The 16,523-nt window shown below is 68.5% G+C and carries 15 protein-coding genes and 1 tRNA gene; 4 read left to right on the top strand and 12 right to left on the bottom strand.

The genetic code is table 11. The features are described 5' to 3' along the window. Positions 1–49 precede the first annotated feature (49 nt). The 9 genes from AB0269_RS09240 to AB0269_RS09200 form a co-directional block, all read right to left on the bottom strand. Positions 50–847: an ABC transporter ATP-binding protein gene (locus tag AB0269_RS09240; protein WP_366211454.1), complete on the bottom strand. Its 798-nt coding sequence runs from the start codon at positions 845–847 to the stop codon at positions 50–52. Between the two features lie 22 nt (positions 848–869). Then, complete coding sequence (locus AB0269_RS09235) at positions 870–1,643, bottom strand: ABC transporter permease (RefSeq protein ID WP_366210915.1); 774 nt, start codon at positions 1,641–1,643, stop codon at positions 870–872. After that, a complete protein-coding gene (locus tag AB0269_RS09230) occupies positions 1,640–2,470 on the bottom strand; it encodes an ABC transporter permease (RefSeq protein WP_366210914.1) in 831 nt (276 codons plus the stop codon). Before AB0269_RS09230 ends, AB0269_RS09235 begins: the two co-directional genes overlap by 4 nt. After that, positions 2,467–3,441 (bottom strand): ABC transporter substrate-binding protein, encoded by a 975-nt coding sequence (locus AB0269_RS09225; RefSeq protein ID WP_366210913.1) that lies wholly within the window; start codon positions 3,439–3,441, stop codon positions 2,467–2,469. Before AB0269_RS09225 ends, AB0269_RS09230 begins: the two co-directional genes overlap by 4 nt. Before the next feature lie 133 nt (positions 3,442–3,574). Next, positions 3,575–4,219, bottom strand: coding sequence for a GntR family transcriptional regulator (locus AB0269_RS09220; protein WP_366210912.1), 645 nt, complete (start codon positions 4,217–4,219; stop codon positions 3,575–3,577). A gap of 88 nt (positions 4,220–4,307) precedes the next feature. Continuing rightward, positions 4,308–5,330: an ABC transporter permease gene (locus tag AB0269_RS09215; RefSeq protein ID WP_366210911.1), complete on the bottom strand. Its 1,023-nt coding sequence runs from the start codon at positions 5,328–5,330 to the stop codon at positions 4,308–4,310. Positions 5,331–5,404: 74 nt separating this feature from the next. Next, positions 5,405–6,868: a sugar ABC transporter ATP-binding protein gene (locus AB0269_RS09210; protein WP_366210910.1), complete on the bottom strand. Its 1,464-nt coding sequence runs from the start codon at positions 6,866–6,868 to the stop codon at positions 5,405–5,407. Positions 6,869–6,895: 27 nt separating this feature from the next. Continuing rightward, positions 6,896–8,023, bottom strand: coding sequence for a hypothetical protein (locus tag AB0269_RS09205; RefSeq protein ID WP_366210909.1), 1,128 nt, complete (start codon positions 8,021–8,023; stop codon positions 6,896–6,898). Between the two features lie 78 nt (positions 8,024–8,101). Then, positions 8,102–9,556, bottom strand: a complete 1,455-nt coding sequence (locus AB0269_RS09200) for an aldehyde dehydrogenase family protein (protein WP_366210908.1) — start codon at positions 9,554–9,556, stop codon at positions 8,102–8,104. Positions 9,557–9,743: 187 nt separating this feature from the next. On the opposite strand from AB0269_RS09200, the gene AB0269_RS09195 reads away from it, so the two are divergent. The 3 genes from AB0269_RS09195 (at position 9,744) to AB0269_RS09185 (ending at position 13,537) form a co-directional block, all read left to right on the top strand. Then, positions 9,744–10,661 (top strand): helix-turn-helix transcriptional regulator, encoded by a 918-nt coding sequence (locus tag AB0269_RS09195; RefSeq protein ID WP_366210907.1) that lies wholly within the window; start codon positions 9,744–9,746, stop codon positions 10,659–10,661. Between the two features lie 93 nt (positions 10,662–10,754). Beyond that, on the top strand, positions 10,755–12,308 hold the full coding sequence (locus AB0269_RS09190; protein WP_366210906.1) for an MFS transporter: 1,554 nt from the start codon (positions 10,755–10,757) through the stop codon (positions 12,306–12,308). 65 nt (positions 12,309–12,373) lie between these two features. Further along, a complete protein-coding gene (locus AB0269_RS09185; RefSeq protein WP_366210905.1) occupies positions 12,374–13,537 on the top strand; it encodes an aminotransferase class I/II-fold pyridoxal phosphate-dependent enzyme in 1,164 nt (387 codons plus the stop codon). Positions 13,538–13,669: 132 nt separating this feature from the next. Here AB0269_RS09185 and AB0269_RS09180 read toward each other — a convergent pair whose 3' ends face one another. Both AB0269_RS09180 and AB0269_RS09175 read right to left on the bottom strand, forming a co-directional pair. After that, entirely contained in the window at positions 13,670–15,289 is a 1,620-nt protein-coding gene (locus AB0269_RS09180; protein WP_366210904.1) for an acyl-CoA dehydrogenase family protein, read from the bottom strand. Positions 15,290–15,319: 30 nt separating this feature from the next. Beyond that, a tRNA-Gly gene (locus AB0269_RS09175) sits at positions 15,320–15,393 on the bottom strand. A gap of 94 nt (positions 15,394–15,487) precedes the next feature. Between AB0269_RS09175 and dcd the strand changes: the two genes are divergently transcribed. After that, positions 15,488–16,093: a dCTP deaminase gene (gene dcd, locus AB0269_RS09170; protein ID WP_175988558.1), complete on the top strand. Its 606-nt coding sequence runs from the start codon at positions 15,488–15,490 to the stop codon at positions 16,091–16,093. A gap of 16 nt (positions 16,094–16,109) precedes the next feature. Here the strand turns inward: dcd and AB0269_RS09165 are convergent, their stop codons facing one another. Then, positions 16,110–16,460, bottom strand: coding sequence for a metalloregulator ArsR/SmtB family transcription factor (locus AB0269_RS09165; RefSeq protein ID WP_366210903.1), 351 nt, complete (start codon positions 16,458–16,460; stop codon positions 16,110–16,112). Positions 16,461–16,523: the final 63 nt, after the last annotated feature.

The following is a 16,523-nucleotide window of genomic DNA, read 5'->3' as shown; positions in this document are numbered from 1 at the left end:
TCGCTATGAGCGCGCCAGAACGACAGAAAGTGCGACCTGAACGCGGCCGTCAGGCTGTCGCGGCCTGCTCCTCGCCGCCGCGGTTGCCCTTGGCCCGCTGGATCTCACCGTAGATGTGATGGCGCAGTTCCACGAATCGCGGGTCGGAACGGGTGGTGAGCTGGTCGCGCTCGTCGGGCAGGTCGATCGTGATGTCCTCCTGCACGACGGTCGGCCGGTTCGACAGCACGATCACGCGCTGGCCGAGATAGACCGATTCGTCGATGTCGTGCGTGACGAACAGCACGGTGACGCCGAGCTCCTTCCAGATCTTGCGGACGAGATCCTCGAGGTCGGCGCGGGTCTGCGCGTCGACCGCCGCGAACGGCTCGTCCATGAGCAGGATCTGCGGGCGGTAGGCGACGGCGCGGGCGATCGCGACGCGCTGCTGCATGCCGCCGGAGAGCTGCCAGGGATACTTGTCGCCGGCATCCCCGAGCCCGACGGCCTCGAGAGCCTCGTGCGAGCGCTGGTGACGCTCCGCCTTCGCGATGCCCGCGGCCTTCAGCGGCAGCTCGACGTTGGCCTGCACGCTCATCCACGGGTAGAGGCTGCGCCCGTACTCCTGGAAGACGACCGCCATCGTCTTGGGCGGCCCGGTGATCGCCTTGCCCTCGAGCTCGAGGCGCCCTGCGGTGGGCGGCAGGAGCCCGGCGATGCACTTCAGCAGCGTCGTCTTGCCGGCGCCGGAGGGCCCCACGATGCAGACCAGCTGCCCCTGCGGGATGCTGAACGTCAGGTCGCGGATCGCCTCGACGGGCTCGGCCTGCGGCGTCGGGGCCGGGTAGATCTTGCGCAGCCCGTCCACGAGGAGGACGGGGGTGGTGGTTTCAGGACTCACGTTGGACTTCTCTCAATCCGTGGTACCAGCGGAGGATGTAGCGCTCGGTGTAGCGGAACAGGACCGCGAGGCCGAGGCCGATCAGGCCCAGCAGCAGGATGCCGCTCCACATCTCCGGGATGGCGAAGTTGCGCTGGAACTGGACGATGGTGAACCCGAGGCCGGAGGAGGTGTAGAACAGCTCCGAGATGACCATCAGGATCAGGGCGATGGACAGGGACTGCCGGATGCCGGTGAGGATCTGCGGCGCCGCGGCCGGGAGGATCAGGTAGCGCAGACGCGCCATGCGCCCCAGGCCGTAGCTGCGTGCCGTGTCGCGCTGCACCTCGTCGGTGGCGCGGACGCCCTCGACGGTGTTCAGCAGCACGGGCCAGAGCGATCCGAAGATGATCACGAACACCTGCATCCGCCAGTTCACGCCCATGATGATCATGAGCAGGGGCAGCAGCACCGGTGGCGGGATCGCACGGAAGAACTCCAGCAGCGGCTCGAGTAGCTGCCGCACGGGACGGAACGATCCGATCAGCAGGCCGAGGCCCACCCCGACGATGACGGCACCGATGATGCCGAGGGCCAGGCGGCCGAGGCTCGGCAGCACGTCTCGCGTGAAGCGCTCGCCGAACCAGGTGTCGAAGAACGTGCCGACGAGTTCGCCCGGGGAGGGGACGAAGAAGCTCGGGCTGACGATCGTCGAGACCCACCACAGCAGGACGAGCAGCGCGGGCAGGGCGAGCAGGAAGAACAGCGCCTTGAGGATCTTCATCCCGCCACCTCCGTCCGCACCGACGTGTGCCAGGCCAGCGTCCGTCGCTCGACGAACCGTACGACGAGGTTGATGGCGACGCCGATGAGCCCGGTGGCGAGGATCAGCGCGTACATGCTCGTGATCGCTCCGCCCTCGCGGGTCTCGGCGATCTGCTTGCCGAGGCCCGGCGTGCCGATGATGAGCTCCGCGGTGATCGCGAGGATCAGCGCGACGGCAGCGGCGAGCCGGATGCCGGTCATCAGATACGGCAGCGCGGTCGGCCACATCACATAGCGGATGCGCTGGAATCTGCTCAGCCCGTAGCTGCGTGCCGTCGCATCGGCGACGGGGTCGACGTCCTTCGCGCCGTAGATCACCTGCAGCAGCACCTGCCAGAAGGCGGCGTAGACGATGAGCAGGAGGCCGGCCTGGATCTTGACGCCGAACAGCAGCACCGCGAGCGGGATCAGCGCCACCGAGGGCACGGGTCGCAGGAACTCGATGGTCGAGTGCGTGAAGCGCTCGAGGAACCGGCTCGACCCGATCAGGAATCCGAGCACGGTTCCGGCGACGACCGCGATCAGTAGGCCGAGCGACCAGCTGATCATCGTGTCGCCGACATCGCGCCAGAAGGCTCGATCCACGACGTACTGCCCGAAGCGCACGAGCACGTCGCTCGCGGGCGGGACGAAGCGGGTGTCGACGAGGCCCAGGCGCGAGACGAGCTCCCAGATCCCGAGGAAGGCGATCACGCCGACCGCGCCGAGGATCGCCGGTTTCGGTGAGGAGGTGCGGCGGCGTCGAAGCCCCCGCACCTCGCTCACGGTGTTGAGGAGAGCGGTCACGGCAGCAGGGCGTCGAAGTCCGGCTCGGCCTTGAGGACGCCGTACTCGAGTGCGGCCGCCGCGAGCTTCTCGCTGGATGCGCGGTCGAACTCGGTCGGGTACTTCGGCAGCGTGATGTTCGCCAGCACCTCGGGCGGCGTCGACGTGTACGTCGCCATGATCTCGCGCACGGCGTCCGGGTTCGCATCGGCGTACTCGAGCGACTTCTGCATCGCGGCCTGGAACTTCGAGAGCAGGTCGGCGTCCACGCTGTTCAGAGCGAAGTACGCCGCGATGTCGAGCTTGGGGTCGAAGTCCGCATAGGCGTAGGTGACGACCTCGAGGCCGGCGTCGACGGCCGCGGTCACGAACGGCTCGACGACGAAGGCCGCGTCGACCTGGTCGTTCTCGACGGCGGCGATCGCGTCGGGGAACGGCACCTCGACGAACTCGATGGTCGACGAGTCGGCGCCCGACTCGTCGACGACCGAGCGGACGGCGGTGTCGTTGATGTTGCCGACGCTGTTGCTCGACACGGTCTTGCCGGCCAGGTCTGCGGGCGACGCGATGCCGGAGTCTGCCTTGGTGACGACGGCGCCCATGTCCTTCGTGGTGTCGCCGGTGGTGGCGACGGCGGACGAGACCATCTGGATGTCGAGCCCCTGGTCGGCGGCGACCATCAGCGAAAGCTGGTTGCTGAAGCCGAACTCGTAGTCGCCCGAGACGACCGCGGGCACGATGGCGGCGCCGCCGGTCGCGGTCTCGATCGTGAGGTCGAGGCCTTCGTCCTCGAAGAAGCCCTGGTCCTCACCGAGGTACAGCGCTGCGGTGTCGGCGATCGGGATGACCCCGACCGTGACGGGGGTCAGTTCGGCCGAGTCGCCGGAACCTCCGTCGGACGTGTCGCCTCCTGCGGGAGCATCCGAGTCGGTGCAGCCGGTCAGGACCAGCGCGGTGATCGCCGCGAGGGCGAAGAAGCCTGCCTTTTTCATGTCACTCCGTCGTGTCAATGGTGCGGGTATCCGAGCGGATGCCGTTCCGCTCGATGGCCCGAACGTATCTATCCGCATGAGACGTTGTCAATAATGTTCGCGAGATTGACAACAATCTGCACGAAACGCCGGATCAGGACAGTGCGGGCGCCTCGGCGAACGCACGCAGCGTGGTGATCACGCTGCCGACGTGGATCGCCATGGCCGCGCCGGCCGCTTCCGGGTCGCGGTCGCACACGCCATCGATGATCGCGAGATGCTCGGGCAGGGACAGATTCGGTCGGCCGGGCACGAGGAACAGGCGGAACTGATGCCTCACCATCTGACCGTGCAGCTGTTCGAGCACGCGAGTGGATGCCGAGTGGTCGGCGATGTCGCGCAGCGCGGAGTGCAACGTCGAGTTGAGCTCCGAATAGCGCATGAAGTCGTTGCGGCCGACGGCGGCGCGCATGTCCTCGCCGACCTGGCGCAGGAAGGCGATCTGGTGATCGGTGACCTTCTCGGCCGCACGCTCTGCGACCAGGCTCTCCACCGCCTGCCGGATCTCGGTGATCTCGATCGCCTCGTCCACCGTGATCTCGCGGACGCGGGCGCCGCGGTTGGGCTGCAGTTCGACGAGGCCTTCGGAGGCGAGCTGGATCAGCGCGTTGCGGAGCGTGAAGCGGCTGGCTCCGTACTCCTCGGCGAGATCGGCTTCGATCAGGCGTTGGCGGGGAGCGTACGCACCGCGCAGGATCGCGTCCCGCAGCCGGTTGCGGACGTCGGAATTGTCAGGCACGCGGGCCCCTCTCGAGTGAGCAAGATTGTTGACAATGTAGCGGACGCCGCTCTGCATTGACCAGGCTCGGAGAGGATCTGCTTGCCGCTCAGGACGCCGGTGTCTTCGGCTTCCTCTTGAGGCCGTCGACTACGCGTCCGATCGCCGAACTGCGGCGGGAGGTCTTGTCCCACTGGGACAGGGCGACGGCGAGCAGCAGCGAGAGCCCGTAGAAGAGGTCGTTGACCCAGCGCGGGGAGCCTGCGAGCTGCAGTCCCTTGATGCCGACGGCGAGCACGTACATCGCGACGATCGTGCCGAGGACGTTGAAGCGGCCGCCCTTGAACTGCGTCGAGCCGAGGAACACCGCGGTCAGGGCGGGCAGCAGGAAGCTCGGCCCGACGGTCGGGTCGCCGGCGTTGAGCCGGCTGGTGAGCAGTGCACCGGCCAGTGCGGCGAGGGCGCCGCCGGCGACGAGGCTGCCGATCTGCAGGCGTTCGACGCCGATTCCGGCGAGCCTGGCCGATTCGGGGTTGAACCCGACGGCGTACAGGCGACGACCGGCCGGGGTCCGCTCGAGCACGTACCAGCTGACGATCGCGACGGCGAGCAGGACCCACACGGGCACCGTGATGCCGGCGAACTGCGCCGCGGCGATCTCGCGGTAGGCGGGGTCGAGACCGAGGATCTGCTGGCTGTTCGAGATCCAGGCCATGCCGGCGAGCAGGATGGAACTCATGCCGAGCGTCGCGATGATCGGCTCGACCTTCAGCCGGGTGATCACGAGCGCGGTGACGAGCCCGATGAGCCCGCCGACGACGATGACCGCCGGCAGCTGCAGTGCGATCGGCATCTGGATCTTGCCGAGCAGGAACGCGGAGAGGATGGCGCAGAACCCGACCTGAGCGCCGATCGCGAGGTTCAGCGCCCCGGCGGTGAGCGGGATCAGCGCGGCAAGGGCGGCGATGCCGGTCAGCGCCTCGGCATCCAGAAGCGATCGCCAGACGCCCGGCTGCAGGAACTTCTCGGGGATCCACAATGAGAACACGATGAACAGGATCGCGAAGATGTACAGCGCGCTGATGTTGCGGAACGACAGTGCGTGGGCGACGTCGGCTCGGGTGATGGACACGGGAGCTCCTTGCAGGTAGCGGGTCGGGTGGAAGAAAGAGCGGCCCTTCGACGGGCTCAGGGACCGGATCGGATTCAGGGCAGGCCGTACGCCTCGGCGACGAGGCGACGTTCGGTGAGGTCGTCGCCGCTGAGCTCGGCGCCGACGACGCCGTCGCGCATGACGATCACGCGGTCGCAGAGCCCGGCGAGCTCCTTGGCGTCCGAGGAGGCCACGAGCACCGCTGTCCCGCCCGCCGCGCCCCGTTCGATCGCGGTGTAGATCGCGGCCTTCGCTCCGACATCGACGCCCTGTGTGGGTTCGTCGAGCAGCAGCACCGTCGGGCGATGGTGCATGGACTTCGCCATCACGATCTTCTGCTGATTGCCGCCGCTGAACAGCGAGATGCGCTGCTCGGTTCGGGCGGGCCGCACGTCGTACTCGGCGAATGCGGCGGCGGTCTCGGCGCGCTCGCCGCCCGGGACGGGAGCGAACGCCGCGGTGGTCCGAGCGAGGTGCGGCAGGGTGAAGTTCTCTCTCGCCGTCATGTCGCGCACGACGGCGAGGCGTCCGCGGTCCGCCGGCGCGAACGTCATCCCGCGTCGCAGGCTGTGCGCCGGCGACCGGCGCGGGTAGTCGGCGCCATTGATCGTGAACGCGGATGCCGCGGCATCCGTCGCGCCGTACAGCAGGCTCGGGACCGCCTCCCTGCCCGAGCCGAGCGTGCCGGCGATGCCGACGATCTCCCCGGCGCGCACCTCAAGGTCGAGGGACTCGACCGAGGCGCCGGAGAGCCCGCGCACCCGAAGGGCGATCTCGCCGTGCGTGCGAGGCGTGCGCTCCGCGGCATCCATCTTCTCGACGCCCGTGACGATCTCGATGAGGTGGCCCTCGTCCATCTCGGCGACCGGACGATCGGCGACTTTGCGGCCGTCGCGCAGCCCCACGATGCGGTGCGCGAGCGAGCGCACCTCGTCGAGCCGGTGCGAGACGAAGACGATCCCTGCCCCCTCGGCGGCGAGGCGCCGGACGGCCTCGAACAGCACCTCGACCTCGGTGCGGTGCAACGACTCGGTCGGCTCGTCGAGGAAGAGGACGTTGCGCGAATGCGTCCAGCCGTCCATCGCCCGGCTGATCGCGACCACCGCCCGCTGCGCCGGGGTGAGCCGGTGCAGCGGGCAGGTCACGTCGAAGGGCGGACCGAACCGCGAGACGAGCTCGCGGGCACGGTCCTGCACCTCCCGCGAGCGGTACGGGGCGAGGGCGGTCGCGCCCTCGCCCCGCCGCAGCGCGAGATTCTCCGCGGCGGAGAGCTGATCGACCAGGGCGAGGTCCTGGTGGATGAAGTGCAGCTCCGTTCCCGGCGCGGTCTGCACCGACCCGGCATCCGCGGTGTAGACGCCCGCGAGGATCTTCATGAGCGTCGACTTCCCCGAACCGTTGTGGCCGACGATCGCGACGATCTCACCGGAGTGCACGTCGAGGTCGACGCGGTCGAGCGCGGTCAGACCCGGGAAGGCCTTCACGAGGCCGGCGACGCGCAGCAGGGGTTCCGACATGAGGATCCTTTCGGGGGAGGGGGTGTGTCAGTCGACGAGCCAGTTGGCGGCGAAGCGGTCCTGATAGTCGTCGATGCCCACGTAGCCGAGCACGGGGTCCTCGGGTGCGTTCGAGCTGTCCGTGATGCGCGTCAGCGTGGATGCCCGGGTCTGGGCATCCGGCCACTCGTAGGAGTCGCCGTTCATCTCGCGCAGCAGCTGGTCGAGGACCGTCCACATCATGAGATTGAGGTCGACCGAGAGCGTGGCGTCCTGGTCGCCGGCCGCGATCTGCTCGTAGTTCGGCGGTGCCGGCCACATCGCGATGCCGTCGACGTCGAGACCGGCGAGCGACAGCTTCTGCGGCAGACCGATCTGCACCTCGTCGACCGCGGCGATGAAGTACTCGGTCTGCGGGTTCGCCTGCAGGTCGCTGACGACCCGGTCGGATGCCGTCGATCCGAGCTCCGCGATCGGGATGTCCACGACGCGCAAGGTGCACTCGGGGCAGAGTTCCGCGATGCGCGACTTCGCGCCGTCGAGCTCGTACGACGAGAACGGGAACTCGGGGACGTTGTAGAAGACGAACTCCTGGGCGCCGCCGGAGCGCGAGATCGCCGCTGCTCCCAGCACCTCGCCGTTCAGGGTCATCCAGTCGGGGCCGTTGAACGCCTCGGGCAGGTCGAATTCGACGGTGTTCATGACCGAGCCGGACGCGATCGGGATGCCGAGCTCGTCGAGCTTGTCGATCTGGCCTTCGAAGAAGATCGGGTCGAGGGTGATGTTGATCACACCGTCCGGTTCGAGCTCGACGACCGTGTTCATGGCGGCGTTGATGCTCTGCGCGTCGCGGCCGGTCTCGACGCGCTCGAGCTCCAGGCCGAGGAGCTCTGCCGGCGCCTGCAGGTTGTTCCACATCACGGCGCTGACCGGAGTGCCGACGTCGAGGTAGACGACGTGGGTGCCCTTCTCGATCGGGGCGCTCAGCGGTTCGTCGATCAGCAGCTGCTTGTCGGCGCCGCCGAGCCAGGGCTCGAGGAACGCGTTCGCGGCCTCGACGGCGGAGCCGGCATCGCCGCCGGCATCCGGCGTCTCGGGCTCTTCGTCGAGCGTGCTCGAGCAGGAGGTCAGCAGCAGCACTCCGGCGGTCACGGCCGCGGCGGAGCGCAGGATCATTCGGGTCGGACTCTGTCTGCGTGTGGAACGGTGCATCTTCGCACTTCCTCTCTTGGTGTGTTTCGGGTCGGGTTCGGGTCAGAACGGGTACGGCTGGATGCGGGACTGCATGGTCACCCACTGGGTGTCGGTGAAGGCCTCGATGTTCGCGGCGTGGCCGCCGAAGCGCGCGCCGGTACCGGAGTTGCGGGTGCCGCCGAACGGGGCCTGCGCCTCGTCGTCGACGGTCTGGTCGTTGATGTGCAGGATGCCGGCGTCGACGCGGTCGGCGAGCTCGTAGGCGCGGAACGCGTCACCGGCGAGGATCGCCACCGAGAGCCCGTACTCGTTCGCGTTGACGAGGTCGATGGCCTCATCGAGGTCCTCGAAGCGCAGCAGCGGAGCGACGGGTCCGAACACCTCCTGCGCGTACGCCGGGTGATCCGTGCGTACGTCGCCCAGAACGGTGGGCTGGTAGAAGAGGTCGGTGTAGGTGCCGCCGGCGAGCACCGTGGCGCCGGCATCCACCGTCGAGGTCACGAGGGAATGGATGCGGTCGCGCTGACCGGCGTCGATGATCGGGCCGAGCGGCGCGCCGGTGGCGGGGTCGGCGGCGGTGAGCGCGCGCGCCTTCTCGGCGATCAGGCCGGCGTACTCGTCGTACACGTCGGCGTGCACGAGGTGACGGCCGGTCGTCATGCAGATCTGACCCTGGTGCAGGAACGATCCCCAGGCGCCGGCGGATGCTGCTGCTGTGACGTCGACGTCGGGCATGACGATCATGGCGTTGTTGCCGCCGAGCTCGAGGTGCGCGCGCTTGAGGTTGCGTCCTGCTCGTTCACCGATGGCGCGGCCCGCCTGCGTGGAACCGGTGAACGAGATCACCGGCACGGCCGGATGGTCGATGAGGACGGATGCCGTCTCCACTCCGCCCGGGATGACGGCGAACACGCCCTCGGGCAGCCCCGCCTCGGCGAGGAGTGCGGCGAGGAACAGGCCACCGCACACGGCGGTGCGGGGGTCCGGCTTGAGGACGACCGCGTTGCCGAGGGCGAGGGCGGGGAAGACCGAGCGGGCCGCGAGGATCGCGGGGAAGTTGAACGGCGAGATCACGCCGACGGTTCCGACCGGGCGGCGGCGGGCCAGGCTCAGTCGCGGCTGCGATGAGGTGAGCAGTTCGCCGTACGGCATGGTGGCGGTGGCAGCGGCGAGGTGCAGCTCAGCGGTGACGAGGCCGACCTCGAATGCCGCCTTGCCCTGTGCCGCTCCGCCCTCGTCGGTGAGCCACCGGGCCAGCACGTCGCCGTGCTCCTCCAGAACGGCGGCCGCGCGGCGCATCACCTCGGCGCGGCGTTCTGCGGGGAGGGAACCCCAGTCGCGCTGAGCGGCGTCCGCGCGCTCGATCGCCTCGGACATCTCGGCCGGGCTGCCGATGCCGATCTCGGCGAGGGTCTCGCCGGTGGACGGCGACACCACGTCCGCCGTCTGATCGAAGCGGATCCAGCCGCCGAGGTAGCCCCGGCTCTGCCAGTTCTCTTGTGCGAAGAACGTCATGTCTCTCCTGTCGCCGTTGGTGGTCAGCCCCCAGATTCGCGCGGCCGAGGGCGTTCTTTTCCGGCGTTTCGTGCACCCGGGTGGGCGTTGTGTGCACTCCGGCATCCGGCGTTGTGTGCAGTCGATCGGGCTGCGGTCGCGGCCGTCGGGGCGGCCGGGTAGGCTCCAATGCACCTGGGAGGCGAACGTGGTTGTTCTCGAAGTGGAGAGCGCCGACGAATGGGAGACCATCGTCAGCGGATGCTTCGTTCCTCTGCGGTGCGCCGGATTCGAGTCGTCCTTCCAAGGGCGCATGGAGCACACCGGATTGGACGAGCGCGTATCGGTGTCTCTGGTGTCCACCAGCGGCACCAGCGCCGATCGCACGGAGTCGCTTGCGCATCGTGCGTTCAGCGACGACCTGCACCTGTCGCTGCAACGGTCGTCATCCGGGACCGTCGTCGCGGGCGGGGGATCCGCGGCGGTCCGTCCCGGGTCGGTGACGATCTACGCGACCGACCGTCCGTACTACCTGGACTACTCGCCGACCGATCAGCAGCAGCTGATCGTGCAGGTCTCGCGGGCGTCGCTCGGTCTGCCGCGCGCGATGGTCGAAGACGCCATGCGGCGACTGGCACTGCCGGGTGGATGGCGGTCTCCGGCGGCTCGCAACCTGTTCTCCTACGTCGACTCGTTGCCCGACGGGGCGACCGCCGCGGTCGGCGACACCGTGCGGGATCTCGCGGCCGTCATGATCCGCTCGTCATTCGGCGAGGGCAGCAGTGTGCCGCGGACGTCGCGCGGGCTGCGCCATGCGGTGCAGGAGTACCTGCGCGCCCATGCCACGGTGCGCGGGCTCGACATGGATGCCGTGGCGCGAGAGCATTTCGTCTCGCGCCGGCGGCTGTACCAGGTGTTCGAGATGGTCGGTCTGTCGCCGGCCTCGGTCCTGCGTGCGGAGCGCATCGGCATCGCCGAGCGCCTGTTGACGGATTCGCCCGATCGCACCGTCGAGTGGGTGGCCTATGAGTCGGGGTTCAGCGATCTGACGACGTTCACGAGAGCGTTCCGACGGGCCAACGGCATGACACCGAGGGAATGGCGGGGTCGCCCTTCCCACGCGTGATATCACGCGGAACGCCGAATCGCCTCCGAGGACGTCAAGAACAGGCCGTTAGGTTGGACGGCGTTCAAATTCGGCCCGAGGGAGTGATTTTCAATGTCCAGCCGAAAGAAAGCAATCACGAAGCGCAGAAGGCTCGAGGTCGACGACGTCCTGGTCGTCAAGAAGTCGAAACTGCGCACCGCGATCTCCGGAACCGTCGTCGGCAACTTCATGGAGTGGTTCGACTTCGGAATCTACGGATACCTCGCCGTCACGCTCACCGCCGTCTTCACGTCGGATGCCCCCGGTGGGCTCGGCCTGCTGCTGACGCTGCTCGGATTCGCCATCTCGTTCCTCGTGCGTCCGCTCGGCGGCTTCATCCTCGGGCCGCTCGGCGACAGGATCGGCCGTCAGCGCGTGCTGTTCCTGACCATGACGATGATGGCGATTGCGACGGCCCTCATCGGCCTGCTGCCGACCTCCGAGGCGATCGGCCTGTGGGCGATCGTGCCTCTCTACTTCCTGAAGATGGTGCAGGGGTTCTCGACCGGCGGCGAGTACGCCGGCGCGACGACCTACGTGTCGGAGTTCTCGCCCGACCGCTCGCGCGGCTACTGGTCGTCGTTCCTGGACGTCGGGTCGTACGTCGGGTTCGCCGCCGGTGCGTCGACCGTCGCCATCGTCACGTGGATCACCGAAGGCATCTCGGGGGCAGGCGCCATGACCGACTACGGCTGGCGCATCCCGTTCCTCGTCGCGATCCCGCTGGGCGCCGTGGCGATCTGGTTCCGGATGAAGATCCCGGAGACCCCCGCCTTCGAGGCCGAGGAGGCCGACAGCCGCGCCGACGACGGTTCCGACCCGCTCGGACGCCTCGGCGTCATCGGGATCTTCCGTCACCACTGGCGCGTCATCCTCATCGGCATCGCCCTGGTCGCGGCTACCAACACCGCGGGCTATGCGCTCACGAGCTACATGCCGACGTACCTCGAGACCGAGGTCGGTGTCTCGAACCTCATGGCCGCGATCGCGACGGTTCCGGTGCTGATCGTGATGAGCGCCTGCCTGCCGCTGATCGGCAAGCTCTCCGACCGCATCGGCCGCAAGCCGGTCTACGGCATCGCCGTGGTGTCGACGATCCTGCTGATGGTTCCGGCGTTCACGATCATGCAGATCGGTCAGGAGTGGGCGGTCATGATCGCTCTCGCCATGGTGGCCGTCCCGGTCGCGTTCTACGTCGCGATCTCGGCATCCGCTCTGCCGGCCCTGTTCCCGACCGCCTCGCGGTTCGGCGCCATGGCGATCGCCTACAACCTGGCGGTGTCGCTGTTCGGCGGCACGACGCCGCTGTTCAGCCAGGCGCTGATCGATCTCACGGGCAACATCTACATGCCGGCGTTCTACATCATGTTCTTCGCGGCTCTCGGCGGCATCGCGATGCTGTCCATGAAGGAGACCGCCAAGCGCCCGCTGCTGGGCTCGTTCCCGACGGTGGAGACGAAGGCCGAGGCGAAGGAGCTCGTCGCCGAACAGGACGAGAACGAGCTTCTCGACACGAGCACGATGCCGCTCGAGATCATCGTCCCGGCCGTCGCCGAGATGGAGAACGAACGACGGGATGCCGACCCCGAGGCCGACGCCGCGGGGAAAACGCCCGAACCGGTCTGATCCCGGACATCCCCCGAGTGCGGCCGACGGTTGACCCGTCGGCCGCACTCGTATTGTCTGGAGTGATGCCCTCGCATCCTCTCGACCAGCTCACCTCGGCAGACCTGCGTGCGGCGGGAAGCCTGAAGTGGACGATGTTCCCCGACACGATCGGCGCCTTCGTCGCCGAGATGGACTTCGGCGTCGCGCCGGCGATCACCGCGGCGATCGACGAGGCGCTCGCGGCGGGGCTGACCGGGTATCTGCCCGGGCATCTCGACACCGCGCTGCGGGAGGCGACCGCTCGGCGGTACACCGAGCGCCACGGTTGGACGCTCGCACCCGACCAGGTGCGCCTCGTCCCGGATGTCATCGTGGCCCTCGAATTCACGATCAAGAGCTTCACCTCGCCGGATGCCGCGATCATCGTGCCGACTCCGGCATACATGCCGTTCCTCTCCGCCCCGCAGCGGCTCGGGCGGCGTGTCATCGAGGTGCCCAGCATCCGCTCGGGCGATCGCTGGGTGATGGATCTGGACGGCATCGCGGCGGCGTTCGCCGCGGGCGGCGAGATGCTCGTGCTCTGCAACCCGCACAACCCGCTCGGCACGGTGGCGACGCGCGACGAGCTGCTCGCGCTTGCAGACGTGGTACCGGAATCGGGCAGGGTCTTCGCGGACGAGATCCATGCCCCGCTCGTCTATGCTCCGGCGACGCACATCCCCTATGCGTCGGTCTCGCCGATCGCGGCGGCGCACACGGTGGCGGCGGCATCCGCCTCGAAGGCGTGGAATCTCGCCGGACTCAAGTGCGCGCAGATCATCTTCTCGGATGCCGAGTCCCTCGAGAAGTGGGAGGCCGACGGCGGCTGGACCGGACACGGCACGTCGACGCTCGGCGCGGTCGCGAATCTCGCCGCGTACACGTCGGGACAGGCATGGCTGGACGACGTCGTCTCGTATCTCGACGGAAACCGACGACTGCTCGCCAAGCTCGTCGAGGAGCTACCCGGCGTGCATGTGAGCATGCCGGAGGGGACATATATCGCGCTGCTCGACTTCCGAGAGACCGGACTCACCGGCGACCTCGGCGCATGGTTCCGCGAACACGCCGGGGTCGCGATGACCGACGGGGCTGCGTGCGGCGAGGCAGCGATCGGATTCACGCGGTTCGTTTTCGCGATGCCGCGGCCGATCCTGCGCGAGGCGATCGAGCGGATCGGGCGGGCGCTGCGGGAGCGGTCGCGGTAGTCAACCCGCGCATCAACTTCGGAATAGGGCAGCGACTTCGGAGCCGATGCGCGAATCGACTCCGAACGGCGCGCGATTCTCCGAGCTTGATGCTCAGGGGGAGGGGCTCGGCGCTCGGTCGAACGTGCAGTTTCACGCGCGCGCGGCGATGGCCGCGGCATCCACCCCGCGCGGCAGCGCACCGTAGAGCGCGCCGCCGAACGCGTCCGCCGACAGGCGCGTGGCGCAGAACGCGTCCGCGACCGCGTGCGGCGCGTGCCGGACGAGCAGCGAGCCCTGGAGGGCGAGGGCGAGAGCGGTGACGAGGCGTCGTGCCGAGGCATCCGGAACAGGGTCGGATGCCACCTCCCGGGCGAGCCCGCGCGTGTGCTCGATCCAGGCATCCAGGCGCGCGTCCGCCCCGACGGCGCGAGACACCTCCGCGTCGAAAGCCGCGAGCGAGTCGCCGTCGCGGCCGAGCGCGCGCAGCACGTCGAGGGCGATGACGTTTCCCGACCCCTCCCACACCGCCATGACCGGCTGCTCGCGGTAGCGCATCGCGAGCGGGAACGCCTCGGTGTAGCCGTTGCCGCCCAGACACTCGAGGGCCTCGTAGGCGTGACCGGGCCCGCGCTTGCAGATCCAGTACTTCGAGATCGCCGTGGCGAGGCGGCGGAAGGCGCGCTCCTCATCCGACGCATCGTCGTCGTGCGCACGGGCGAGCCGCAGCGCTGTGGCCGTGGCGGCTTCCGTCTCGAGATGCAGGTCAGCGATCACCGCCGTCATCGCGGGCTGGTCGATGAGCAGCCGGCCGAACGCCGAGCGGTGCCGAGCATGCCAGGCCGCCTCGGCGGTCGCCTGCCGCATGCCTGCAGTGGAGCCCAGCACGCAGTCCAGGCGCGTCCGGGCGACCATGTCGATGATCGTTCGCACGCCGCGCCCCTCCTCGCCGACGAGAGCGGCGACGGCACCGTCGTACTCGACCTCGCTGGACGCGTTCGCCCGGTTGCCGAGCTTGTCCTTGAGTCGCTGGATGCGGATGCCGTTGCGTGTGCCGTCGTCGAGCACGCGCGGCAGCAGGAAGCACGACAGCCCGCCCGGCGCCTGCGCGAGCACGAGGAAGGCGTCGGACATCGGTGCCGAACAGAACCACTTGTGTCCGTTCAGCAGATACCTGCCGTCGCCGATCGGCGACGCGATCGTCGTGTTCGCGCGGACGTCCGATCCGCCCTGCTTCTCGGTCATCGCCATGCCGAACAGGGCGCTGTGCTTGTGCGCGGTCAGTGAGGGGTCGTAGGTGGTCGCCTCGACGCGCGCGAGCCAGCCGTCTGCGACCCCTGGGTGCTGCTGCAGCACCGGGACGACGGCGTGCGTCATCGAGATCGGGCACGCATGCCCTGGCTCGATCTGCGCGTAGAGCATGAAGGTCGCAGCGCGCGCGACGTTCGCGCCCGGCATCGGCTCGACGTAGGCGCCGGTGTGCGCGCCGTCGGAGACCGCCGCGCCGATGATCCGGTGGTACGCGTCGTCGTACTCGATCTCGTCGACGCGGTGGCCGTAGCGGTCGTGCGTGTGCAGGACGGGTTCGTTCCGGTTCGCGCGCTCCGCGTCGCGCTGGAAGGATGCCGTGCCCACGCGCTGCCCGGTCAGATGGAGCCGGTGGTGCGCCCACCCGGCATCGTGGCGTTCGACCGCCTCGATGAGCGCGGTGTTGGCCGCGTACTCGTCGAGGTCTGCGCGGGGCGGGGACTGATTCACGACGTCGTGAGGCATGAGGCCATGCAATCAGATGACGGGATCACGTGGAGGGACTGACGGGAATCGAACCCGCGCTGTCTGCTTGGGAAGCAGAAGTTCTACCATTGAACTACAGTCCCGGAGCCTTGCGGCGTCTGGCCAGCATAACAAACGCACGAGGCACGGCTGACACTCGGCGGGCTCAGTGTTCGGCATCCCAGTAGGCTGATTCCCGTGCTTCTCAGCGACCGCGATATCAAGGCAGAACTCGCATCCGGCAAGATCGGGCTGAGCCCGCATGAGCCGGAGATGATCCAGCCGTCGAGCATCGACGTGCGCCTGGACCGGTACTTCCGTCTGTTCGACAACCACAAGTACCCGTTCATCGACCCGGCCGAGGACCAGCCCGAGCTCACCCGCCTGATCGAGGTCAAGCCCGATGAGCCGTTCATCCTGCACCCCGGCGAGTTCGCCCTCGGCGCCACATTCGAGCAGGTCAGCCTCGCCGACGACATCGCCGCTCGCCTCGAGGGCAAGTCATCCCTCGGGCGATTGGGCCTGATCACGCACTCCACGGCCGGCTTCATCGACCCCGGCTTCACCGGCCACGTCACGCTCGAGCTCGCGAACGTCGCCACGCTTCCGATCAAACTCTGGCCCGGCATGAAGATCGGTCAGCTCTGCTTCTTCCGCCTCACCTCGGCGGCCGAGAACCCCTACGGCTCCGGCCCGTACGGCAATCGCTACCAGGGGCAGCGCGGGCCGACGGCATCCCGGTCGTTCCAGAACTTCCACCGCACCGACGTCGGCACGATCGACGCCGGATCCCTCGGGGGCTGATGGGCGAGCTGCTGGATCAGACGGATCGCAGCAGCCCGGCGACGCTGTCGAGAGCGCCCGGAACCAGGCGGTAATAGGCCCAGGTGCCGCGCTTGTGGCGCGTGAGGTAACCGGCATCCACGAGGATGCGCAGATGGTGCGACACCGTCGACTGCTGGAGCCCGAGCGGCTCCGTGAGGTCGCACACGCACGCCTCGGCGTCGGCATGTGCGGCGACCATCGACAGCAGTCGCAGCCGGGCAGGATCGGCCAGAGCTTTGATCGCGCCCGCCAGGCGCGTCGCATTGTCGACGCTCATCGGCGCGGTGGTGAGCGGCGAGCAGCACGCCGCCACGTCGTTCACGGGAAGGAGGTCAGCCAGGGTCACGAGGCGATCTTCTCACGAATATTGACAAACGTCGATGTATTGGATCACCCTTGGATCGATGTT

The organism is Microbacterium sp. NPDC077644 (assembly GCF_040702785.1).
GTDB lineage: Bacteria > Actinomycetota > Actinomycetes > Actinomycetales > Microbacteriaceae > Microbacterium.
This window is presented reverse-complemented; position numbering and strand designations above follow the sequence as displayed.

Excerpts from the sequence above, each read along its gene's own strand:
- AB0269_RS09225 (WP_366210913.1), bottom strand. The coding sequence starts at position 3,441 with ATGAAAAAGGCAGGCTTCTTCGCCCTCGCGGCGATCACCGCGCTGGTC.
- AB0269_RS09180 (WP_366210904.1), bottom strand. The coding sequence starts at position 15,289 with ATGCCTCACGACGTCGTGAATCAGTCCCCGCCCCGCGCAGACCTCGAC.
- AB0269_RS09235 (WP_366210915.1), bottom strand. The coding sequence starts at position 1,643 with ATGAAGATCCTCAAGGCGCTGTTCTTCCTGCTCGCCCTGCCCGCGCTG.
- AB0269_RS09205 (WP_366210909.1), bottom strand. The coding sequence starts at position 8,023 with ATGATCCTGCGCTCCGCCGCGGCCGTGACCGCCGGAGTGCTGCTGCTG.
- AB0269_RS09200 (WP_366210908.1), bottom strand. The coding sequence starts at position 9,556 with ATGACGTTCTTCGCACAAGAGAACTGGCAGAGCCGGGGCTACCTCGGC.
- AB0269_RS09185 (WP_366210905.1), top strand. The coding sequence starts at position 12,374 with ATGCCCTCGCATCCTCTCGACCAGCTCACCTCGGCAGACCTGCGTGCG.
- AB0269_RS09190 (WP_366210906.1), top strand. The coding sequence starts at position 10,755 with ATGTCCAGCCGAAAGAAAGCAATCACGAAGCGCAGAAGGCTCGAGGTC.
- AB0269_RS09210 (WP_366210910.1), bottom strand. The coding sequence starts at position 6,868 with ATGTCGGAACCCCTGCTGCGCGTCGCCGGCCTCGTGAAGGCCTTCCCG.